Below are 21,445 nucleotides of genomic sequence, written 5' to 3' on the forward strand. Positions count from 1 at the left end.
TATATGGTGAAAAAAAATCTATATGGTATTTCGGTAATCAAAAAACCGAATAGGTTTTCGGCTCATCGGATTAAAAACCAAAGGATTTAGAACTTCTTTTGAGGCAAATTCTATCTTTGGCGTTACTCTTAATTTGGCTCTGAAGTGGTCTTTTATTTCCTGAAGAAATTCAGGAGTTTGTTTTTTAACTGCAATTTTTATCAGGATTTCATCCGTCCCTAAATCATTGGTTGAAATTTCGATCAGATGATTTTCAATATTGTCAAAACTGCTCAAAACATCATTCATCGCTGGAGGATAAAGCGTCGTTCCTTTGTATTTGATCATTTGTTTTTTACGACCAACAACGGGTCCGACACGTAAGGTGTTTCTGCCGCAAGCGCACGGTTCGTTATGTAGCTGCACAATGTCTCCGGTTTTAAAACGCAGTAAAGGCATGGCTTCAATTCCTAAAGTCGTAAACGTCAGTTCGCCGGTTTCACCGTTTTTAACAGGTATATTATTTTCGTCCAGCACTTCAACAATAATTAATTCCGGATGATGATGCCCGCCTTTTCCGTGTTCACATTCGGTAAAAGCAGTGCTCATTTCGGTAGAAGCATAAGTCGAAAACAACTTAATATTCCATTTATCCGTAATTTTTTTCGATAAAATATTCATTGAAAAATCCTGTTCTCTTAAGGATTCTCCAATACAGATAGCGCCTTTTATACTCGAATTATGATAATCGATTCCGTGGATTTCGGCATATTCGATTAATTTTAAAAGGAAAGAAGGAACGGTAATCAAATAACTCGGATTGTATTTTAAAATCGAATCCCACTGCATTTCCGGAATTCCCGCACCAACACGAATAACGCCAACTTTCAGTTTTCGAAGACCCAGAAAATAAGCCAGACCGGCCATAAATTTTCGGTCAATTGTTGTCATTAACTGAACGACATCGCCTTCAGCAATTCCGGCGCAGGCAAATGAAATGGCTTCATTATAAGCCAGTCGGTCTAAATCAGAATCGGTTAAACCAAAAGTTACCGGATCGCCCAAAGTCCCGGACGTTGAAGCGTAATCAATAATTTTATGCTGCGGGACACACAAAAAATCATCGTTATATTGTTGTAAATCTTCTTTGGTAGTAACGGGTAAAAATTGTAAATCTTCCAGCGTTTTCACTTTCGAAATATCAATGTTTTGTCCCGCGAAAAGTCTTTTGTAAAATGGAGAATTCTCGCTGATATACCCTAAAAGTTCAGCTAATTTTTGTTCCTGAAAAATTTTAATTTCCTCTAAAGAATTTTTTTCTATTGCCGGAATCATTGTAATTTTCTTTTGAGTTTTTTTAAATATTTTTCAATTTCTGCTTTTTCAGGAGCAGTGGTAATTTCTTTGGTCAGTGCTTTTTCAAAATTTAACTGAGCTTGCTGAAATTCCTTTTTTTGGTAAAAGTACAATCCTGTTTTATAATACACAACCCAATAATCCGGGTTTAAGGATTGATAATTTTGAATGAACTCATCAGAAATCGTTTCCTCGTTTTTCAGATATAAATCCATTTGATGATCTTCTATTTTAAATTTTTTATAGTTTTGAAAAGCTTCTGTTTTTATAAAAGGATCTTTGGCAATATTTAGATTTTCCTGTTCGAATGAAATTTGGGCATTCGATTTTTTGCCATTAAAAACAGAATCCAGATTGTAACAGACAAACTCGCCCAATTGATACGGATTTGCCGAAACCCAGACCAGTTTTTCTTTTGGCTTAAATATAATTCCGTGATGTGCCATTAACTGATTCAAAGCTTTTTCGTTGCCGTAACCCAAAGGAAGATTATTTAAACCATTTTTATCTCTGAGAATTTCAGAAGCAATCTGCGGATTGATTTTTTTATTTTCTGATAAAAGTTCCTGCATTCTTTCGAATCGGTATTCAGAATGACTGTTTACAATTTGTTCCTGATTTCGCTTATCATCCTTAAATGCTTCTCCCTGAAAATGATTCGAACAGATTAACTGACTGGTATTCGGCATATCATAAACATCCATTTTTTTAGGAGAAACCTCAATCAAAACGGCTTTATTATCCTGAGCACTTCCCACCATGATGGATTCAGAAACGAATACTTTTCTTTTTTTTGCAATCGCAATGGCTTCGTCAATATTTTGAGCGTGCTGTAAAATTTCACGTGTCAGAATCGAAATCGGTGTTTTGGCAACCAGTGGAATTTTAGATTTAGAAGCATTAATAGTGACAGTCAGGCCTTGCTGGTTCATTCCGGAAAGGGTTCCAATCATTCCGGGCCATGTAACCATCATAAAATTATGGCCCTCCTTCGGTTTTACAAAAGCAATGATTTTATTTTCTGCGAAAGCATCATTCACATAAAAATCAAAATTGCGTCCCAGAATCAAATTTCCGTCTTCCGATTTTTCATTCCATGCAGCAAAAGAGGAACAGCCAACCAGCGCCAGATCCTGCAAAGCATGCCCAATATCATGCGCCGCATGCAGGTACAAACCACGCTGATATTGCGGTGCGATATTGTCAAATTCATGCGAAGTATATTGTGAAACCCCGTAAATCTCAGTTTGATATTCTTCAGGAACATTCAGATATAATTTTCGGTTGAACCAGCTCAAAAAATGGCGCAGTATTTTCTGTTGAAATTTGGAAGGGACAATATCAGTTATTTTCGAGAAAAAAATGCGTTGTTGTTTTTGCAAAAGCGAATCTGACAATGCTCCGGTTGTAAGTCCAATTTCCAACGGATCGCCTTCGACATATAATTCCCAAAGTCCTTGTTTGTTTTTTGAAAATGAATTATTTCCTGAAATAAAAGAGCTGTCAGAAAGTTTCGTTACAACGGGTTTTGTAGCATTATAATTTGAAAGATCGGGCAAATGTTTTTTTGATTTTGCTGTGCCACAGGAAACCAGAATTCCTAAAAAACCAATGAGTAAAAGATATGAAATACGGTTTTTCATGACAATTTAAGCCTGATTGATTTTAGTAATTAAATATTCTTTGCCAACAATTTCAGAACAGGTTAGAACAGCCCCAATTGTTACACCCAAAACCCCATGCATGCTGATGCTTTGGCCTGTGAGATACAAATTTTCTAATTTGGTTTTTGACGGAATCAATGTTTTCATCGGATTATTGGAATCTTTAACATAGCCGTACATATTGCCTTTATCACCGCCAATGTAATCACGGTACGAGAGCGGACTTGAGGTATGAACAGACTGAATACAATCTCTGATTCCGGGAAATTTTATTTCGATTTCATCCAAAAATTTAGCTGATTTTCTGGCTTTAAATTCTTCATAACTTTCACCACGTTTATTTTTTTCGATAGTTGTATTAAAAGTATTTACCCAGGGCAGTACATCATCAAATTTCATGTAGGTGATAAACGTCATTCCATCAGCCCAGATTTCGTCTTGTCTGGAAGCATTCATAGAAGCCATATACATTTTTGGCCATGAATTTTCATCGTATTCGTGCGACGTCCAGACTTCACCGCTATTTTTAAAATGATAATAATTGTGGTTGATGTATTTGAAAGTTTCCGGTTTAAAAACGAGATACAGACTAAAAGCCGAAAGAACGCCTTCAAGGTTTTGAATCCGATTGAAAAATGGCTTTCTGAAGTTCTCTTCACCTGCCATTTTTAATGTTGTTTTGGGTTCAATATTCGAAATAAAAAGCTTTCCGGAAACCTGCGTTCCGTCTTTCATTTTAACCGAATTTACTTTGTAGTTTTCGACTTCAAAATGGGTAACTTCTTTGTATTTGTAAAATTCGCCGCCGTATTTTTTAAGCTGTTTTAAAAGCTGTTTGGTAATCTGGCTTCCGCCGTTGATACAGCGCCATGAACTTTCGATATATGAATTTACAATCAGGGCATGAACATAAAAAGGGGACTTATCCGGAAGTCCTGCATACAGAAAATTAGAACCTGCCAGAACGGCTTTTAGTTTTTCATTTTCTGTAAAAGAATCAATAGTTTCTTTTGCATTCAGCCTTAAAATTTCATCTTCATATTTACCTTCCCATTCTAAATTATAGAGCGGAAAAGAATCGCAGACTTCTCGTAAACTTTCACAATATTTCTCAATGTTCTCTTTTTCTCCGGGAAAATATTTTTCTAATTGGCGAACAAAATTCTCATAGCCCTGTGCATGCGGATACTCGATACTATCATCTTCAAAAGAAATAATATCGAAAGCATTTTTGTCTAATTGCTTCAGGTTTAGTTTATCGATAATGCCCAGATATTTAAAATACTGATGCAGATTTTGACCTTCGCCCAAACCTCCGATGTAATGAATTCCGGTATCAAAAATCGTCTTATCACGAACAAAAGTCTGAAGATTTCCGCCGTACTGATTGTTCTTTTCGAGCACACAAACGCTGTAGCCTTCTTTAGCCAGAATAATGGCCGAGACCAATCCGCCTAAACCGCTGCCTACAATTACTACGTCGTATTGATCTTTCATTAATTTTTACTTAATAAAGTGATACCGTTTTCTTCTGAAACAATTTTAAATCCGGAAGCTATAAGCTTTGTTTTATAATGCAGACAATATATCAAAATTATAGAAGAAAATTTTGAGACGAATTTTTCAGGATTTTCATTATAACTTTCATCAGAAATTAAAAGAAGTTCATACTGATTTACAACTGCTGATTCCAATTGGGATACATAATCAACTTTTCTTTTTTGGGCGATATAATTCGTTTTGGCAACCTCTCTTTTTTCTTCATCAGAAATGTACGAATTAATTTTTCGCTGCGGTTCCTGCAAAGTGAGTAAAACGTCTAATTGCCCGTAATCATTAGCTAAATGCAGGATTTTGGCTTTCGCCGAAATGTATTGGTTTAGGTGATAATAGGTTTCGAGATTTGATTTCAGATTTTCTTTTACACTTTTTACGACTTCAATTTCTTTGTAATCATAACTATGAATCAGCATTTTTTTGAAATAATCCGGACCTTCGATTTGCTGACGGATTTTAGAGAATTCAGATTTAAAAAAGGCACTAATCTGTTTGGTCCTTTCTGCATAATTTTTTCCAAAAGAATGATTGTCATGACTTATTCTTTCTAAAATAGAAATGGTAATACTGCCGTCATAAATTATAAAATCGCCTTTTGGCAAGACTTCCGAAACACCATGAATTAAAATTGGAAGAATGTCTAAATTCAATTCTTCAGCAAGATAAAAAGCACCTTTATGAAAACGCTTAATCTGATTGCTTTCAGAACGCGTTCCTTCAGGAAAAATGATTATCGAATACCCTTCTTTTGCTTTTTGGCGCAAATGCTCAACACCATTTTCAAGCCCTTTTGAAACGGGATAAAAACCTGCTTTTTTAACAATTGGACCAAAAAACAGGGAGTTGTACACCCAGTCATTTACTAAATAAATGACTTTTGGAGTCAGCATCCCGATTGTCAGCGTATCTAAAAATGAGGCATGATTGGCAATAATTATGGCTGGCTTTTCGAAATTTTCATGAAAAGGATTAATCACTTTTTTGACCACAAACGGATTGGAATACAAGACTGATTTCATAAATTTTGAAATCACAAAACGGAATCCGCTCATTTTGGATTTTTCCTTTATTGGAAGAATCGGCATAATAAGCAAACAGTAAAGCGACATTAAAATTCCGCCAAGTCCGTAGTAAAAAAAGGACAAGACACCATTTAAAAAACTGCGTAGTGCAAAAGGTGGATTTCCGTTTTTTGAACGGTTTGATATAAAAAGTTTAAAGAGAATCGGGTAGAAGATGAACGTAATAATCAGTGCCGCAAAAACCCCGATTAACGAAACTGATGAAATTGAAGTTAGCGCAGGATGCTGCGCAAATATCATGGCGCCGATTCCTAAAATTGTCGTGATTACAGCTAAAATGATTGATGTCCTGTAAATCGCAATTTCATTTTTTCCGGTAGTATATTCTTTTTGAAGTGCACTGGTCATGAAAATACTAAAATCAACTCCGTGACCAAAAATCAAAGTGCAGACGATCATGCTGAAAATATTCATCTGAATGCCAAAAATCCCCATAATTCCTGCTGTAACAATTCCGGTTAAAGCAATCGGGATACAGCTGACAATCACCAATTCGATTCTTCTGAAAAAGAAAAACAGAATTAAAATCACTGCGATAAAGGAATAATTGACAAGCGAATTGAAATCGGTTTTCAAAGTGCTGAAAAAGGTTTCATTCATTTGCTGGCGGTCAATTGCAATCAGATTTTCTTTGACGGAAGCCGATTTTACAAAAATATCGCGCTGTTCCGGTGCAACTTTTACCAAAGTTGAAATCGTGTAAAAACCATTTTTTTCGGTTACAAATTCTTTTAATTGTAAAGCCTGAATTCTTAGATAATCCTCAGAAGAAATCGGTTTGAAATCAAGATTTAAATGATTGAAAAAGATATCGTATGTTGTGGGTTTAAACCCAAGTTTGGAACCTTCTGTAATTAATCCGGATTTTAAAAGCTGTTTTTTATTAGTATCCCAAAACGAATTCCACTTTTCAATTTTCTCAAGCTGTTCCTTCTGCGAAAGCATAATCCCGCCCACAGAACTGAAATTCAATATTTTATTTTGCTGTTTTTCTTTTGCTAAATCGGCAAAAAGCTGGCTGTTGTGCTGCAAAACTTCTTCCATGCTTTTTCCGTACGAAGCTACATAGATGGTTTTTGAAGTCAGGCTCGTGCTTTCTTCCAGTTGTTTCTCGGCAGCTTTGATTTCTTTAGGAACAAAATTTAGCTGTGACAAATCATTATTAAAACCAACATTATTATAAGTAAAAAAGCAAATGATTGTAATTATAACACAAAAGCCAATCAAAAATTTATTATTGTGAAACGAAAAATGAGCCAGTTTATCGATTACATTTTTCTTGTGCTCGAAATTATTTTCTTTGGGTTTGTATAAATGCGGAACAATCAAAAGCGAGAAAAACGCAGATGCCATAACGATGACGGCAGCGAAAATTCCGAGATCATTCAGTGCATCTGATTTTACAAAAAGCAGGCATAAAAATGCAACTGCCGTAGTCGAACTGCTCATGATGACAGGCATCGTGATGTCTTTATACAACGTTTTGATATCGCTGTTGTGTTTGTAATGCGTAAGAATGTGCAGCGAATAATCAATAGTAATTCCTAATAAAATAGATCCGATTCCGAGTGAGATTGCTGAAATCTGTTCTTTTACGAAATATAAAAACGCAACGGCAAATAGTCCGCCAAATACTGTCGGAATAAAAATAATGAGCGGAATTACTATTTTTCGGTAGAATAAAATTAATATCAGCATCAGCGTAATCATGGCGATGGTTGTCGTGAGGACAATATCACTTTTAATCTGAGTCGCATTGGCAACAGCAATCAAAGCCGATCCAAAATAACTAACTGAAGTTTTACCTTTAAACTGCTTATTTAAATTTTCCTGAATCGATTTTAGTTTTTCTACAAAAAGAGTGTTTTTTTCGGTTTCACTAGATGAAATATCTGAGGTAATAAAAAGCAATAATTTCTTTTTGTCTTTGGTCATAACAAAACCATTGTCCAGTGTAAAATCATCACCAATATTTAACTGCTGTAATTTTTTTAAGGCGATAAACGAAATCCCAAGCGGATCCTGCAGAATAAAATCTTTTGTTACAAATCCAGAAGGTGAAATAATCGATTTATAATTTGCCTGAACTGTTGCTGCAATACTGTCTTTCTGCAATTTTTTTTCGATAGAATCATAATCTTTATCGTCTAAAAAAATCGGCAGATTATTGTAAACAAAATCGATTGTTTCCTGAATATTCTCTTCGTCAATTTTTCCCTGGATTCCGGTAATATAAGGTTTGCAGGATTTAGAAACACTGTCTGAAAAGGCAGTTGCCATTTCTTTCAAATCCTCTTCTGAACCGTTCTTTTCGAGTTTGAAAATGACAGTAGTTTTGTCTGCAAAATTTAACTGTTTTAAGACTTTTGCCGTTACATCAGCCTTGTCATTTGTGGGAATCAATTTGGTAATATCTTCTTCAAATTTGATTTGAGACGCAAAAAATCCAAAAATAAAAAGCATCAGCACAGCCAAAAGAACCGAAAGTGATTTTTTTCGGTTTACAAATAAATGAATGGCGTAGAAGTATTGATGCATGATTATAGCTTAAATTTTTCAGCCACAAATTCACGAATTTATTTTGAATAAATTGTACTAATTTGAGAATTCGTAGCGAATTGACATAGAATTTTATTCTGTACGTTTTTTAGTAAAAGCGGTTAAAAGAAAATAACTTATTAAACCAGCTGATAACGCCGAAACGGATGCTAAAATAAGACTTCCTACGATATATTGAGCGGCATTTTTTTGAATATCGTCAAACGTCATCGAACTGTCCAAAAAAAGTGAAGTATCAGAAGGGACAAAAATGCTTCCTATTTTTAGAGAACCGTAGATAATAAAAGGAATGAAAGGAGGAAAACTAATATTGGAAGTTAAAAAAGCAATGACTTTGTTAAGCCTGAATAAGGCGGCTAAAGCAAAAAGCAAAATGGTCTGAAAACCCCAGAAAGGAGAAAGACCAATAAAAATTCCTAACGCAATTGCAGCAGATTTTTTAAAATTTGAATCCTTGCTTTCTAAAATATCTTCGAGAAAGAATTTTTTAAAACCTTTTTTTTTTGCTCTTCTGAAAAAATCCCTTGGTTTGATGTAAAGCAGCGCATTTGTTACCAAAACGGTATTTAGAATACTGATTCTGGTAAAATCACGAAACGGACGAAAATGAGACACACGTTCTGCAGGATCGTACAAAACCTGAATCGGAATGTTTTTTACCACAATTCCTTTCCATGCAGCACGTACAATAACTTCAATTTCAAACTCAAATTTATTGGTATAAAATCGTTTTGGTAACAATCGAAGCGGATATAATCTAAAACCGGATTGCGTATCGTCAAGCTTGATTCCGGTTTCAAACTTAAACCAGAAGTTCGAAAATTTGTTGCCAAAACTGCTTTTTTTCGGCACGTTTTCCTGCGTCATATTTCGGCTTCCAATCAAAAGAGCGTTTGGCTCCTCTTGGATAGCTTCTAAGAAAATGGGAATATCAGCAGCAAAATGCTGTCCGTCAGAATCGATTGTGATGGCGTATTCAAAATCCAATTCGATTGCTTTTCGAAAACCGTTTCTAAGCGCCCGTCCTTTTCCTAAGTTTTTAGGATGATGAATTTGAGTGAGCTTTGAATACGATTTTAAGATTTCGCTCGTAGCATCAGTAGAACCGTCATTGACAATAATGACATTTGTGGTGAAATTTAAAACAGAGTCCAGAACTTTTTTTAGCGTTTTTTGATTATTATACGTAGGTACAATAACGCAAAAGTTAGTCGAACTAAGTAATTCCTGATGTGAATTCATGTGGCGTTTTTTGAGCTTTATTTTACAAATTGCTTCTCTTTTTCAGAGAAACTTTTAGATTGCAAAACAAAGTCTTTAAGATAATCTTTCAAAGCCGCACCCTGCGAAGCATAATACGTTGTTATGAATTTTTTATCTTCTTTAATATTTTTCTTGTAACCTGTAATGCCCGGAACATCTTCCTGAATGCTCAGTCTGATCATTCGCATTTCGATATTACTGGGATCACTTTTTATTGTGGCCTCAAGTAATTTTGCGCCTTCTTTAAAACGCTCTATTTTTTCGCCTAATTTTTTTTCAAATTTTGATTCCAGTAAAATGGAAGCCGCTTTGTAAGCCACTAAAATTTTATCATCATTATTGGAAATGCCTGCAAGTTTTGCTACAAATTCTTTGGCATTATTTTCAGATTTTGTAACGTCAGCATACATTTTTCGAATGGCAGCCAGATCCGGATTGCCTGCAAAATTTACCAGTAGAAGTAATGTTAATAGCAGTTTCATATTTAAAGCTTTTTATATACGTTGCTGAGTTTTAAAGCAACTGTATCATTAAAATAAGTTGTGTTTTTTACTTTGACCAAATTGTCTTCGGTTGTTGCAATATCGAGTTCCAGACGTAATTCCGGAGTGCTTTCCGGATTTATGAGCGCCATAAATTTTACATTTGAAAGTGTCTGAATCATTAAAATTTCCTGAGTGATTTTCTCTGTCAGTTCTTTAATAATCTGGATCATGCAAACACCCGGCATAATCGGATTTCCCGGAAAATGACCTTTGAAAACTTCATGTTTTTCATTAACCAAAATCGTAATAATATGTTTCGAATCGGATATTTTTTCTTCCGAAAGTATTTTGTAAAATTCTTTTAAAACCATAGTTTTTATTTTCCAAACGAATAGGAAACCCCTAATTGAAAATTGATATTTGTATTATAATCGCCAAAAAGATAATTATTATTAGAATCATTGTAATAATAATCACTATCTAAAATGTCGTAAAAACCTTTTTTAAATCGGGCTTCAAACGTTAAACCTGATGGCAGACGATAGCCAATTCCGGTAACAAAAGCCAAATCATTAGCATCTTTTCTTTTGACTAAATTGTGATTTACAAGAAAATCTGCCGATGGACCAAATTGTATCTGAATACCGGGACCAAAAGTAAACTTATTTAGTAATGTAAACGAAAAATAATCAAGTCTTAAATTTTCTTTATTAAATTTTTCAGTACCTGAATTGGCATCATTGTAATTTCGGACCACATTGTCAGAACCTTGTCTGCTGTATGTTATCTCGGGCTGAAGAGCATAATATTTACCCAGCCTGATTTCGCCAAAACCACCTGCATAAAAATCCTTTTTATAAGTGGAATGTGTTTCTGAAATCGTAGAAAAACCCAATCCCATTCTTATTCCTGGATTGAAACTAACTTGACCCTGTGCCTGTATGATAAAAAACAGAGCTATTATACTTTTATTATTCAATTTCACTACATTTTAAAAGTATAACTAATTCCAACCTGGAAGACCTGATTCAAAATTATTTCGTCATAATAATAGTCATCATCAACTCCGTCATAGCCATAAATATCTATAAATCCTTGTTTGATTCTGGCTTCAAATGCCAGTCCGTTTGGCAATGTATAACCAACACCTGCAACAATTGCCATGTCAAAACCTTCAGGATCAGAGTTAATGTAATTATCATCTACTTTAAAATCTAAAGAAGGTCCTGCCAAAACATGAAAACCACTACCACCAAAGTTAAATTTAGCAACGGCTCCAAGTGTTATATAATTCAGTTCATATTTTTCAGAATAATAGCGACCATTTTCAAAGTATCTTCCTTTATCACCTTGTCTTGAATACGTTATCTCAGGCTGTAATGAGAAATACCTGTTAAATTTAATATCTACTAATCCACCAAGATAAAAATCTGTTTTAGTTCTATTATCATCAATATTGGTTAATGTAGAGAAGTTTAATCCCCCTCTGATTCCCGGACTAACCCTTATCTGCGCCTGAGATGTTATTAGACCAATAAATAAAACGAATGCAATTAAGGTTACTTTTTTCATTTGTATATGATTTAAGTTAATTTGGTTTTTCCTCTGATTTAAAATAATTTAGCTCAATTTTCAATTTTATATTTTGATGTAAAATGACTACTTTTTTAGCAAAAATATCGTTTTCTAAAGTAAAAGTAATTGTTATTTTATCTTTTGTTTTAGAGGAGCGGACGACTTTTTCTAATTTTTGATCTTTTTTGGAGAAGAAGAGATAGTTGTCACGTTTCCCGTCTCCCGATTTATAAATGTTGCTTTCTTCGTTTTCGAATTGTTCCTCAATCAGATAATCTTTTTTAAGAAGCAGCCTAAAATCTTCTTCCAAAGTATTAATCAGGATTTTTCGGTCGAGTTCAGAAACGATTGAATTGACTTTAAAATCGTTTTCCGAAATTTCAAAATCCATTAATTTGTTGCCGAATTCAGTTGTAAAAACGACTCGGTGGGTGGTATCATTTATTTTTTTGGCGATGAAAATCCCGGATATTTCGTGACCATAAACCGAGATATTGGTTTTATAAACATAATCGGTTTTTGAGTCTGAGAAATAAGGAACTTCAAGTGTGGTTTTATCTAATTTTTTAGGCGTATAATTTTTTGTGACTGAGCCACAGGAAATCAAAACAATCGCCAGAAAGCAATTAATTAGTAAAAACTGAATCGTCGATTTTTGCATTGATTACTTTATTTTTTAATACAATTCTGGTATAATCGTCAGATGATTCTAATAATTTTACCTGAACCACAGTGGCTTCTTCTTTGTCAAAAGTCAGTTCAATTTGTTTGATGTATTTTTTCAGCGTAGCATCTTTCGGAATAAACTTCGCCAGATTTTGTCCTTTTAATTTAAAATACGAAATCGTAAATTCTTTGTCATCAAACATATTTCCGCTTACGCTTCCCACAATTAATTTATTGATGCGGGCAAATATTTTGCTGTTGCCAATATCAACGGCACTTTTCTTTCCTTCATCGTTAATCAGGATTTTTCCGTTCTTGAAAACAATGCTGTAATTGTATGGTTTTTTGTATTGCCAGGACAGTAGTGCCGGTTCTTTAAAAAACATTTTTCCCGAAGTTTCAATGTCTTTCGACAAAAAATCCAAATGCTTGTATTGCACAAAATCAGTACTTAGTGATTTGATTTTTTTGGATACCACATTTACTTCTTCTTTGAATTGAGTAATTTCTGCAGCAGTCATTTTTTGTTCCTGACCTAACATCGAAAAACTGCTAATGTTCAGCAAAAAAAGGAAAATATATAATTTAGTTTTCATAAGCATTAAGATTCAAAAGTTCTTCCAAAGAAACAACTTCATAATTATTTTGCTGTAAAAATTGCAAAAACTGTTCCAATACCAAAACAGAGTGTGGCGCCGTGTCGTGCAAAAGTACAATTCCGCCGGGAGAAACACGTTTTTTAATTCGATTCAAAATCAAATCCACATTTGTTGTGCCTCCGTCAAGAGAACGAATATTCCAGCCAATTGTTTTATGTCCGGTGATTTTTAAAGCTCTCCGAATTGATGGCGTCGTAACTCCGTAAGGTGGACGAAAAAAGTGAATCTTTTTGGAAGTAAATTGCTCCAGAAGCTGATCTGTTTTTCGAAGTTCACGGGTTATTTTATCTTCATGATAAAAATCGAAAAATTTAGAATGAGAATAAGAATGATTTCCAACCAAGTGACCTTCGTCAATTACTTTTTGAAGAATTTCACGATGAGTTTCTATATTTTTTCCAATGCAGAAAAAAGTCGCTTTGGCATTGTATTTTTTTAAAAGTGCTAAAACTTCTAAAGTAAATTCACTTGGGCCATCATCAAAAGTCAATGCGATTTTTTTTTCTGTTTCTAATGGATTACTGCAGAAAGCCTTTACATGATAATTAGATGAAATCCGGGCAGAACCAAAAGCATTTATTCCAATCCAAACCAAGACTAAAGCAACAAACCACAGGAAATGAATTGCGAGATAAAGATTCAGAAGAAACAATACAAGCAACAAAAAGATAAAAAACAGCGATATGTTTTTATGCGTTATCATTTTGACAGCAGCGTAAAACTATGGTTTTTTCCGTGTAATTGATTGTATAATAAAATGGTTTTGTAACTCAGTTTTTCAATAGCATTAAATTTTACGATTTCAGGAATTTCCTGTGTTTTCAAAATTTTAGCAGCCATCCAAAATGCAAAAGCCGAAGCTGTATCGTATTCACCACTTAAATGTTTGTAATACAAAACCGGAGTGTTTGCAAAAGTGTTTTCGCTTAGATTTTTATAATAATTTTCGAAAGCTGTATTTCCGTCAAAGCCTAAGACTAAAGCATCAACATCAGCGATTTCTAAATTATTTGATTTTAGGAAAGATAAAATCTCACTTTCAACTTCGTTTTCTTCTAAAGTATTTACAATAGAAACATCTAAAATTTCAGCGTAAGTATTGTCTTTTCTTTCATTTTCTAAAACAAAAAAACTGGTACCTTCTCCATAGACAGCACCGCTTGTGTCAGAAGTCAAAACATTGTAAGGCGCCTGATTGTCTTGTTTAATGCGTCCGTTTAATTTGAAAAGGGCAGTGGTATAATCGCCATTTTCATCAACGCCCCCAACTAAAATAGAATTAGCTTCCTCTTCTTCAATCTGCATTTTTGCATCGATCAAAGCCGATTCAAAAGAAACCGCGCCATTCACATAAGTGAAATTATAACCTTTACATTGCTGTAAAAGTGCAATCTGCGCACCAACCGTATTATGAGTCGATTGAATAAATGAAGTTGGAGTTAGAAATTCTTCGTTATTGTCTAAAATGCTTTTTAGGAATTTTTCAGAATCTTCGATACAGCCTAAACCTGTTCCGGTAATAATCGCATCAACATTTTCAACATTGGCATCTTTCATGGCCAGAGCCGAAGCTACGATTCCGTTTTTTACCCCTTTTGCCATGCGTCGGCTGGCAGCTGGAGAAATATATTCTTTGTACGCCGGGGGAACAATCCCCAGTACATTTTCTTCATGATTTACAACAGCTTCTTCCAAAAAAACAGTATCAAATGTTTTTTGAGTCGAAATACAGCCTACTCCATTTATATATGTTTTTTTACTCATTAGCTTTTTGAAAATATAAGGGTTGAGCAGTTTCCTCCAAATCCGAAAGAATTCGATAAAACGTGTTCGATAGTTTTATTTTTTAAAGTTTTCTGCGGTTTTAAATCAAATTCTTCCATCGGAACATCAAAATTCAAGTTTGGATAAACCACATTATTCTGGATGGCCAAAACACTGTACACAGCTTCAATTGCTGCGGCTGCCGCTAAAGTATGTCCTGTAAAAGGTTTTGTAGAACTGAAATCCGGAACTTTTTCGTTTTCATAAATTCGTAGCAAAGCTCTTCCTTCCGATAAATCGTTGTTTGGCGTTGCTGTTCCGTGTACGTTGATATAGTCAATTTGAGAAGGTTGTAATCCCGAAACTTCAAACGCTTTTTTCATTGCCAGATAAGCGCCGTCTCCATTTTCAGAAGAAGCGGTTTGGTGAAAAGCATCGTTTGCGTTTCCGTAACCCGAAACTCTTGCCAGCACTTTCTTATTTTGTTTTGCGACAATTTCATCCGATTCTAAAACTAAGTAAGCTGCTGCTTCGCCAAGATTTAAACCTTTACGATTGTTGTCAAAAGGTTTATTGTAATCGTCAGATAAAATCATCAAAGTCTTAAAACCATTGATAGTGAATTTTGCCAAAGCATCGGCTCCGCCTACAATCACGCGATCTAATTTTCCGGTTTTGATCAATCTTGCGCCAAGCATAATCGAATTGGCTGCAGACGAACAAGCCGTACTGATTGTCGTAACCATTCCTTTTAAACCCAACTCTTCTGCAATTTTATCTGCCACATCACCACCGTCATGGCAGGTAATATATTTTACCAGTTCCGGTTTTTCGAAATAATCGTAATAATGCTTTTCGGTCATATCCATTCCGCCCACACTGGTAGCCGAAATAAGTCCGGTCCTGAATTCATTAATATCAGAAATACCGGCGTTTTCAACAGCTTGTCTGGCTGCCAGAGTGCCAATCATAGCGGTTCGGGAGAAATTATTATCCTCATTTAATTTCAATTCAGAAATAAGATCTTCGTTGGTTTTTTTGATTTCACCCACTTTGATGACATCTTCATGAACCGTCGAAATATTTTGAATACGCGAAATGCCAATTTTGTTTTCGATCAACGAAATATAATTTTCCTCAACCGAATTACCAATCGCAGAAATAATTCCCATTCCCGTTATAGCAACACCTTTCATCTAATTTTAGATTTATGATTTTAGATTTTAGATTAAACTTTGCGTCTTCGCGTCTTTGCGAGTAGATTTCTCGCAGCTTAACACAAAGAGACTTGTAATTTAATCTCGCAAAGTCACAGAGTCGCAAAGATTTTTAAGCTTTTTTAAATAGCAACTCTTGCTTGGCAAAGTTTATGAAAATTACTTCGTTCTATTTGCGCTGATATACGCTGCCATAGTTTCGATAGACTGGAAAATAGATTTTCCTTCTTTCGGATCCACTAATTTAATTCCGTAATCTTTATCTAAAATCACGATCAGTTCAAGTGCATCAATTGAGTCTAAACCTAGACCGTCTCCAAACAAAGGATCAGTATCTGCAATATCTTCTACAGCGATATCTTCAAGGTTTAAAGTTGTAATGATTTTATTTTTTAATTCTGCTTTTAATGCTTCCATGATTATTTATGGTATAATGTATTGATATTTTCGTTTTTATAATTTTCGTTTTCTGCTGCACTTATGATGCAAAGAAACGCTTTGTAATTGTCATTAAAAAATTCTGTCCAGCCACACAGCACCAAATCTGCTTTATTTGTGTTCAGTAAAATGTTCGAATAATTCGATAAAAATTCGCCGTTAAAGGCATCAAATATAAAGAAAGAATTCTCACTTTTCAGCTGATGGCGTATACTTATTTCGCCGAGGCAAATATTGGGCAGCGTATAAACAAAAACCGCCGGACTCGGATAATAGTTTTCTTTGTCTGAAATGGATTCCTGGTATTTTACATCGGTGTCTAAACTCGACGATTTATTGGCCAAAACCAAAGCGATATTATTTTCCTTTTGCTTCGCCAGTTCGCTATCGCTCGGGTCAGTTGAGGTAATTGGACTCAAAAGGAGTTCTGATCCTAAAAAAGCCAGTTTGCTCAACGCATCCATTTTGAAAAACTTCGAATATTGGATTTCAAAATTACGATACGCTTGTTTGGCGAAATCTGCAAAATCTGTTGGTTCAGTTTTGAATACACAAGTTCCGTTGAGAACAATTTCGTTGTTTTCGATTTTGATGTAGGATTGTATGTTGGTTTTTTTGGTCATTATAAATAATTTATCAAAATAAATGCCCGTCTGAAATAAACAGATTATATGTCATATTTTTTATAACTTTGTCAAGTTATGAAATTCTACGAAAAATATCCACAACTAAAAAACAAGAGCTTTTTATCAAAAGTTCTTGCAGATACTGTATTTTCTACAATGGCTTTAGAAGATCAGCAAGTTTCGAAGAACAAAGTTGTTAAAATTGTTGATACCGTTTTAAAAGAAAAAGAATCAAAAGGAAATCAATTCTTCACTAATTAATCTGTTCAGTAATTTATAATCTCCACTATCTGCTAATTTCATTGCACTAATATAAAATTTTCTACTTTCTCCTTCTCGGTGATATAACTCTAAAGGTTGATATCCAAATTTTAAAGCGATGAGATTCATGAGAATCCTTCCTGTTCTTCCATTTCCGTTATTAAAAGGATGTATTCTTATAAATTCATAATGAGAATAAACTAAACATTCGATATGATCTTTTCTAGTTTTGGAAATGGAAATTTTGAAGTTCAAATTATCCAGAAACTGATACATAGCTTGTAAAACTAAAGTAGGTTTTGGCGGGATTAGTTGTCCTACTGAAACTTCAGTTGTTCGCCATTTTCCAGCCCAATCGTAAAGTTGTTCAAAAGCAATTTTATGAATTTCTAGAATAAGAGTTGTAGAAATTTCTACATCAATATCTAGCTCAAAAGTATAAAGTTCAGCTTTTGCGATACCTGTTGCTTCAAATTCATTAATTTGATTTTTATCCGTTAGGCCTAACAAATTATCGTCAGGAAACGGTGTCCAATTAGTTTGATTTTCCATCGCTCATTTTTATCTTTTCAAAAACCACAGCCGTATTACAACCTCCAAAACCAGAAGCCGTTTTCAGGAAATATTGAATATTCTTTTCTTCGTTTTTCTCAATCACATTGATAGTTTGGCTTACTCCGATTTCATCAAAACCTTTTGATTGAAAAAGCATATTTTGATTGGCAGATTCAATCGCAATTACTGTTTCCAATAATCCCGAAGCACCTAATGTATGACCGTAAAATCCTTTTAAACTGTTAATTGGAACGTTTTGCAAATCCAAACGATTTAAAGCAATAGCTTCCATTTCGTCATTATAAGGCGTTGCGGTTCCGTGTGCTGAAATATAATCTAATTTATTGGCTTCAATTTGAGCTTCTTTCAAAGCATTCTTAATACTTCTAAACAAACCTTCGCCCGTTCTTGACGGACCTGAAATATGATTGGCATCGTTTATCGAACTGTCTCCAATGACTTTTATTTTAGCGTTTCTGGTATCCGCCGAAACTAAAACGGCAGCTGTTGCTTCGCCTAAACTTACACCCGTTCTGTTTTTAGAATACGGTTTGCAAGGCAGTTCGCTCATCGCCTGAAAAGCATTAAAACCAGACAAAACAAATTCTGAAACTTCATCACCCGCAACTACGAAAATGTTATCATAAAGTTCCGATTGAATCATTCTTTTCGCAACAGAAACGGCTAAAATTCCGGAAACGCAGGCGTTTGAAACCACGATTGGCTGTGTTTGGAATCCGAAGAAACCGGAAACATTTTTTGCCAAAACATCCAAATGGGCGTTATTAAGACTTTCTTCAGAAGAATCTTGTAAAGCCGTTATATTTCCTTTTGTTGTCGAAAGTATAAAAGCGGTTTTAGAATTTAATTCGACTTCAGCATTTTTGATAATCGGCTCTAAAGCCAGAATCATCATTTTTTCTAAACGGGAATATTTGGTTTCAGAGCTGATTTTTGCAAAAGCACTGTTTATTTTTTCATCAGAAATAATCGAAGCATAAAATGAATTGGGCATTAAAGAAATATCGTTGTGAAGCTGAATTCCGGAATCGCCACGAAGAATGGCTTCGATGTTCGATGCAACATCAAAACCTAAAGGTGTGATGCAATTCGTTTCTGTGATGTATATTTCTTTTATCATTTTATTTCTCTATTTCTCCTGCAAGGTTTTTAAAACCTTGTAGGTATGTTTTTTTCAAACTTTATCTAAAAAAAGGTTTCACGCAGATTTTGCAGATTTATTCGATTTTATATATACCTACAAGGTTTTGAAAACCTTGCAGGAAACGGATTTAAATTATTTTTAATTTGTGCAATTTGTGTTTATTTCAACAATCCCACTTTCCTTTTCCATTCCTCATAAAAAGGCGGATTTGTCAGCATTAAATTTCCGTCTTTATCTAAAAAAACCTGAGTCGTTTCACCGGTACAAGCTATTTCTCCTTTGGCATCAATAATTTTAAAACGGTAAATTATTTTTGCAGCTGGTGTTTCTACAACTGTTGTTTCAATCGTTACCACGTCGCCGTAGCGCAAGGAAAGTTTATGTTCGCAGGTCGATTTTACAATTGGGGTTGTATAACCTGTTGCTGCAATATCCAGATACGTAAGTCCGTGCTGGCGTCCAAAAGCTTCGCGTCCATCTTCGAAATACGTGATATAATGGCCGTGCCATACAATCCCAAGCGGATCAGTCTCGTTAAAACGAATTCTGATTTCGTGTGAAACGGTCAGGTTGGAGGCTTCGTTATACTGTTCTTTTCTTTTTGTCATAAAATAAGGCGATGGCGGTTGTGATAATGAAAAACAAAAATAATAAAGTTATCTGTGGAATGATTTCGACGAAAGAGCTGTTGCGTAATAAAACATCATAAAACGCTTCTAATCCCCAGTTCATAGGAGAAGATTTTGCAATATACTGCATGATTTTCGGCATGGCAAAAACAGGAACCCAAACGCCTCCAATTGCGGCTAAAATGATTACACTTGTTGCACCAAACGGAGCAGATTGTTCCTGCGTGCTGGCGACAGTTCCTAATAAGATTCCGTAGCCGATTGCTGCAAAACCTGAAAATAATGCTACAACACTTGTCAATACGAAATGTCGTTCGATGTTTAAAGAAGGCAACCCGATTGAGGGGAACAAAAATACTGCAACGGCAACCATCATATAAAACTGAATCATACAAATGATGGAGTAGGTGATGGTTTTGCCAATAATCACAACTAAATTAGAAACCGGATTGGTTCTTAAACGAACAAAAGTTCCCTGTGTTTTTTCTTTTACAATGTTGATAGAAAGGGGAATTACAATAAAAAAGATCGCAAAAAGTGTCCAAGCCGGAACATTGTGCTGCACCGAATTCGGAAGCACTTCTTTATTATTGATTCTCGGAATTATTTCTTTGAAAGTAATAAAGCTTTTTTGCTCAAAATCGATGGTTTCTTCTCCTAATTGTTTTTGAAAAGTTGAATAAATCGATTTGGTTTCAATCTGCGAAATCATTTTGTCAATCGAACTCATAACTGCATTTTTGAAACTCATCTGAACGGCGGGATCAAAATACAGTTTGACTTCTTTTTCTTTAATGACACGCTGAGGTTCTGAGGTTGCAGTGCTGTCTGTCAACCCTAAATTGCTGACAATTTTTTCTACATTCTGCTCGACTTTAGCCTGCAGATCAGAACTTAGATTTTCCGGAATTACAATTGCCAGCTGGAATTTTCCTTTGTACACATTTTCTTTGGCAATTTCTTCGGTAATCGGTTTATTGTCAATTTGTGTTACAACGGTAAAATAGTTGCTTTTTTCTAAATTTTCAAAAACGGTTTTAGAAACAGATCCTTTGTCCTTATCCACCAAAAGAATCTGAATTTTAGAATTGGTTACCGCATTAAAAGTGCTGTCCTGAATTATGGTTACGGCAATGACCAAAACCAAAGGCATGACAAATAAAATAATCAGTCCGCCTAAATCTCTTTTCAGCAAAAGAAATTCTTTTACTATCGACATCCAGATTTTATATATCATCTCTCAAGGCTTTACCGGTTAATGAAATAAAAACATCTTCGAGATTTCGGGCCTCTTTTGTAGCTTCAATTAATGCCAAAGGAGTGTCCTGTGCATAAATCTGTCCCTGATCTAAAATGGCAATCTGCGTACAGAAATCTTCGGCTTCAGCCAAATGATGCGAGGTATAAATAATCGTAGTTCCGTTTTGGTTTAAAACTTTCAAATAATCGATAATGGCAGTTTTAGAATGCACATCAACACCAACAGTTGGTTCATCCAAAAACAAAACTTTTGGATTATGAAGAATTCCGGCAATCAGATTGACACGGCGTTTCATTCCGCCCGAAAAAGTCTGAACTTGTTTATCGGCAAATTTTAATAAACCCAAAAGATCCAAAGCTTCAATAACTTTATCTTTTAAATCAGAACCTTTCAAGCCGTACATACTTCCAAAATAATGCAGATTTTCCCTGGCAGTCAATGTCGGGTACAAAGCATATTCCTGAGGCACAACGCCTATGATTTTTTTGATTTTTGAAGCATGATGCTGATAGTCTAAGCCATCAATTGTAAAATGTCCCGAAGTAGGTTTAATCAAACCGCAGAGCATCGAAATTAAGGTTGTTTTCCCGGCACCGTTTGGACCAAGTAAACCAAAAATCTGACCTTCATTTATATTTAGCGAAACGTTGTTCAAAGAGTACATTTCTGCTTCTTTGTACTTTT

The 21,445-nt window shown here is 34.8% G+C and carries 22 protein-coding genes; 1 reads left to right on the plus strand and 21 read right to left on the minus strand.

Going from position 1 to position 21,445, the window contains the following annotated elements; genetic code table 11:
* Positions 1–18: 18 nt before the first annotated feature.
* The 16 genes from K8B81_RS14820 to K8B81_RS14895 all read right to left on the minus strand — a co-directional run bounded on the left by K8B81_RS14820 (position 19) and on the right by K8B81_RS14895 (position 16,887).
* Positions 19–1,314, minus strand: a complete 1,296-nt coding sequence (locus K8B81_RS14820; RefSeq protein ID WP_223682344.1) for a phenylacetate--CoA ligase family protein — start codon at positions 1,312–1,314, stop codon at positions 19–21.
* Positions 1,311–2,978: a C45 family autoproteolytic acyltransferase/hydolase gene (locus tag K8B81_RS14825; protein WP_223682345.1), complete on the minus strand. Its 1,668-nt coding sequence runs from the start codon at positions 2,976–2,978 to the stop codon at positions 1,311–1,313. The genes K8B81_RS14820 and K8B81_RS14825 overlap by 4 nt, the downstream gene beginning before the upstream one ends.
* A gap of 6 nt (positions 2,979–2,984) precedes the next feature.
* Positions 2,985–4,496, minus strand: coding sequence for a phytoene desaturase family protein (locus K8B81_RS14830; RefSeq protein ID WP_223682346.1), 1,512 nt, complete (start codon positions 4,494–4,496; stop codon positions 2,985–2,987).
* The gene (locus K8B81_RS14835; RefSeq protein WP_223682347.1) at positions 4,496–8,176 is read right to left on the minus strand and encodes a 1-acyl-sn-glycerol-3-phosphate acyltransferase; all 3,681 of its coding nucleotides are present in this window, start codon (positions 8,174–8,176) and stop codon (positions 4,496–4,498) included. The genes K8B81_RS14830 and K8B81_RS14835 overlap by 1 nt, the downstream gene beginning before the upstream one ends.
* 93 nt (positions 8,177–8,269) lie before the next feature.
* Entirely contained in the window at positions 8,270–9,439 is a 1,170-nt protein-coding gene (locus K8B81_RS14840; protein ID WP_223682348.1) for a DUF2062 domain-containing protein, read from the minus strand.
* Between the two features lie 17 nt (positions 9,440–9,456).
* The gene (locus K8B81_RS14845) at positions 9,457–9,942 is read right to left on the minus strand and encodes a hypothetical protein (RefSeq protein ID WP_223682349.1); all 486 of its coding nucleotides are present in this window, start codon (positions 9,940–9,942) and stop codon (positions 9,457–9,459) included.
* 2 nt (positions 9,943–9,944) lie between these two features.
* Positions 9,945–10,316 (minus strand): 3-hydroxyacyl-ACP dehydratase, encoded by a 372-nt coding sequence (locus K8B81_RS14850; protein ID WP_223682350.1) that lies wholly within the window; start codon positions 10,314–10,316, stop codon positions 9,945–9,947.
* A gap of 5 nt (positions 10,317–10,321) precedes the next feature.
* Positions 10,322–10,924 carry an outer membrane beta-barrel protein gene (locus K8B81_RS14855; RefSeq protein WP_223682351.1) on the minus strand — a complete coding sequence of 201 codons (603 nt, stop codon included), beginning with the start codon at positions 10,922–10,924 and terminating at the stop codon, positions 10,322–10,324.
* Positions 10,925–10,929: 5 nt separating this feature from the next.
* Positions 10,930–11,517, minus strand: a complete 588-nt coding sequence (locus K8B81_RS14860) for a porin family protein (protein ID WP_223682352.1) — start codon at positions 11,515–11,517, stop codon at positions 10,930–10,932.
* Positions 11,518–11,533: 16 nt separating this feature from the next.
* Entirely contained in the window at positions 11,534–12,181 is a 648-nt protein-coding gene (locus tag K8B81_RS14865; protein WP_223682353.1) for a hypothetical protein, read from the minus strand.
* Positions 12,147–12,782, minus strand: a complete 636-nt coding sequence (locus K8B81_RS14870) for a LolA family protein (protein ID WP_223682354.1) — start codon at positions 12,780–12,782, stop codon at positions 12,147–12,149. The genes K8B81_RS14865 and K8B81_RS14870 overlap by 35 nt, the downstream gene beginning before the upstream one ends.
* Positions 12,772–13,548 carry a polysaccharide deacetylase family protein gene (locus K8B81_RS14875; RefSeq protein WP_223682355.1) on the minus strand — a complete coding sequence of 259 codons (777 nt, stop codon included), beginning with the start codon at positions 13,546–13,548 and terminating at the stop codon, positions 12,772–12,774. The genes K8B81_RS14870 and K8B81_RS14875 overlap by 11 nt, the downstream gene beginning before the upstream one ends.
* Positions 13,545–14,609, minus strand: a complete 1,065-nt coding sequence (locus K8B81_RS14880) for a beta-ketoacyl synthase N-terminal-like domain-containing protein (protein ID WP_223682356.1) — start codon at positions 14,607–14,609, stop codon at positions 13,545–13,547. Before K8B81_RS14880 ends, K8B81_RS14875 begins: the two co-directional genes overlap by 4 nt.
* Positions 14,609–15,805 carry a beta-ketoacyl-[acyl-carrier-protein] synthase family protein gene (locus K8B81_RS14885; protein ID WP_223682357.1) on the minus strand — a complete coding sequence of 399 codons (1,197 nt, stop codon included), beginning with the start codon at positions 15,803–15,805 and terminating at the stop codon, positions 14,609–14,611. Before K8B81_RS14885 ends, K8B81_RS14880 begins: the two co-directional genes overlap by 1 nt.
* Positions 15,806–15,985: 180 nt before the next feature.
* The gene (locus K8B81_RS14890) at positions 15,986–16,243 is read right to left on the minus strand and encodes a phosphopantetheine-binding protein (protein WP_223682358.1); all 258 of its coding nucleotides are present in this window, start codon (positions 16,241–16,243) and stop codon (positions 15,986–15,988) included.
* 2 nt (positions 16,244–16,245) lie between these two features.
* Entirely contained in the window at positions 16,246–16,887 is a 642-nt protein-coding gene (locus K8B81_RS14895) for a beta-ketoacyl-[acyl-carrier-protein] synthase family protein (RefSeq protein WP_223682359.1), read from the minus strand.
* A 78-nt stretch (positions 16,888–16,965) separates the two neighbouring features.
* Between K8B81_RS14895 and K8B81_RS14900 the strand changes: the two genes are divergently transcribed.
* Positions 16,966–17,151, plus strand: coding sequence for a hypothetical protein (locus K8B81_RS14900; RefSeq protein ID WP_223682360.1), 186 nt, complete (start codon positions 16,966–16,968; stop codon positions 17,149–17,151).
* Here K8B81_RS14900 and K8B81_RS14905 read toward each other — a convergent pair.
* The 5 genes from K8B81_RS14905 to K8B81_RS14925 all read right to left on the minus strand — a co-directional run bounded on the left by K8B81_RS14905 (position 17,122) and on the right by K8B81_RS14925 (position 21,425).
* Positions 17,122–17,703, minus strand: a complete 582-nt coding sequence (locus tag K8B81_RS14905; RefSeq protein ID WP_223682361.1) for a Fic/DOC family protein — start codon at positions 17,701–17,703, stop codon at positions 17,122–17,124. The two genes, K8B81_RS14900 and K8B81_RS14905, sit on opposite strands and share 30 nt — an antisense overlap.
* Positions 17,687–18,847: a beta-ketoacyl synthase N-terminal-like domain-containing protein gene (locus K8B81_RS14910; protein ID WP_223682362.1), complete on the minus strand. Its 1,161-nt coding sequence runs from the start codon at positions 18,845–18,847 to the stop codon at positions 17,687–17,689. The genes K8B81_RS14905 and K8B81_RS14910 overlap by 17 nt, the downstream gene beginning before the upstream one ends.
* Positions 18,848–19,029: 182 nt before the next feature.
* Positions 19,030–19,479: an acyl-CoA thioesterase gene (locus tag K8B81_RS14915; RefSeq protein WP_025571892.1), complete on the minus strand. Its 450-nt coding sequence runs from the start codon at positions 19,477–19,479 to the stop codon at positions 19,030–19,032.
* Positions 19,454–20,737: an ABC transporter permease gene (locus K8B81_RS14920; RefSeq protein ID WP_223682363.1), complete on the minus strand. Its 1,284-nt coding sequence runs from the start codon at positions 20,735–20,737 to the stop codon at positions 19,454–19,456. The genes K8B81_RS14915 and K8B81_RS14920 overlap by 26 nt, the downstream gene beginning before the upstream one ends.
* Positions 20,727–21,425 carry an ABC transporter ATP-binding protein gene (locus tag K8B81_RS14925; RefSeq protein ID WP_223682364.1) on the minus strand — a complete coding sequence of 233 codons (699 nt, stop codon included), beginning with the start codon at positions 21,423–21,425 and terminating at the stop codon, positions 20,727–20,729. The genes K8B81_RS14920 and K8B81_RS14925 overlap by 11 nt, the downstream gene beginning before the upstream one ends.
* Positions 21,426–21,445 lie beyond the last annotated feature (20 nt).

The organism is Flavobacterium hibisci (assembly GCF_020026925.1).
GTDB classification, from domain to species: domain Bacteria; phylum Bacteroidota; class Bacteroidia; order Flavobacteriales; family Flavobacteriaceae; genus Flavobacterium; species Flavobacterium hibisci.

Coding starts and splice junctions, on each gene's coding strand:
- K8B81_RS14920 (WP_223682363.1), bottom strand. CDS start 20,737: ATGATATATAAAATCTGGATGTCGATAGTAAAAGAATTTCTTTTGCTG.
- K8B81_RS14885 (WP_223682357.1), bottom strand. CDS start 15,805: ATGAAAGGTGTTGCTATAACGGGAATGGGAATTATTTCTGCGATTGGT.
- K8B81_RS14825 (WP_223682345.1), bottom strand. CDS start 2,978: ATGAAAAACCGTATTTCATATCTTTTACTCATTGGTTTTTTAGGAATT.
- K8B81_RS14850 (WP_223682350.1), bottom strand. CDS start 10,316: ATGGTTTTAAAAGAATTTTACAAAATACTTTCGGAAGAAAAAATATCC.
- K8B81_RS14845 (WP_223682349.1), bottom strand. CDS start 9,942: ATGAAACTGCTATTAACATTACTTCTACTGGTAAATTTTGCAGGCAAT.
- K8B81_RS14895 (WP_223682359.1), bottom strand. CDS start 16,887: ATGACCAAAAAAACCAACATACAATCCTACATCAAAATCGAAAACAAC.
- K8B81_RS14925 (WP_223682364.1), bottom strand. CDS start 21,425: ATGTACTCTTTGAACAACGTTTCGCTAAATATAAATGAAGGTCAGATT.
- K8B81_RS14905 (WP_223682361.1), bottom strand. CDS start 17,703: ATGGAAAATCAAACTAATTGGACACCGTTTCCTGACGATAATTTGTTA.
- K8B81_RS14915 (WP_025571892.1), bottom strand. CDS start 19,479: ATGACAAAAAGAAAAGAACAGTATAACGAAGCCTCCAACCTGACCGTT.
- K8B81_RS14890 (WP_223682358.1), bottom strand. CDS start 16,243: ATGGAAGCATTAAAAGCAGAATTAAAAAATAAAATCATTACAACTTTA.
- K8B81_RS14910 (WP_223682362.1), bottom strand. CDS start 18,847: ATGATAAAAGAAATATACATCACAGAAACGAATTGCATCACACCTTTA.
- K8B81_RS14870 (WP_223682354.1), bottom strand. CDS start 12,782: ATGAAAACTAAATTATATATTTTCCTTTTTTTGCTGAACATTAGCAGT.
- K8B81_RS14830 (WP_223682346.1), bottom strand. CDS start 4,496: ATGAAAGATCAATACGACGTAGTAATTGTAGGCAGCGGTTTAGGCGGA.
- K8B81_RS14820 (WP_223682344.1), bottom strand. CDS start 1,314: ATGATTCCGGCAATAGAAAAAAATTCTTTAGAGGAAATTAAAATTTTT.
- K8B81_RS14840 (WP_223682348.1), bottom strand. CDS start 9,439: ATGAATTCACATCAGGAATTACTTAGTTCGACTAACTTTTGCGTTATT.
- K8B81_RS14875 (WP_223682355.1), bottom strand. CDS start 13,548: ATGATAACGCATAAAAACATATCGCTGTTTTTTATCTTTTTGTTGCTT.
- K8B81_RS14835 (WP_223682347.1), bottom strand. CDS start 8,176: ATGCATCAATACTTCTACGCCATTCATTTATTTGTAAACCGAAAAAAA.
- K8B81_RS14900 (WP_223682360.1), top strand. CDS start 16,966: ATGAAATTCTACGAAAAATATCCACAACTAAAAAACAAGAGCTTTTTA.
- K8B81_RS14880 (WP_223682356.1), bottom strand. CDS start 14,609: ATGAGTAAAAAAACATATATAAATGGAGTAGGCTGTATTTCGACTCAA.
- K8B81_RS14865 (WP_223682353.1), bottom strand. CDS start 12,181: ATGCAAAAATCGACGATTCAGTTTTTACTAATTAATTGCTTTCTGGCG.
- K8B81_RS14860 (WP_223682352.1), bottom strand. CDS start 11,517: ATGAAAAAAGTAACCTTAATTGCATTCGTTTTATTTATTGGTCTAATA.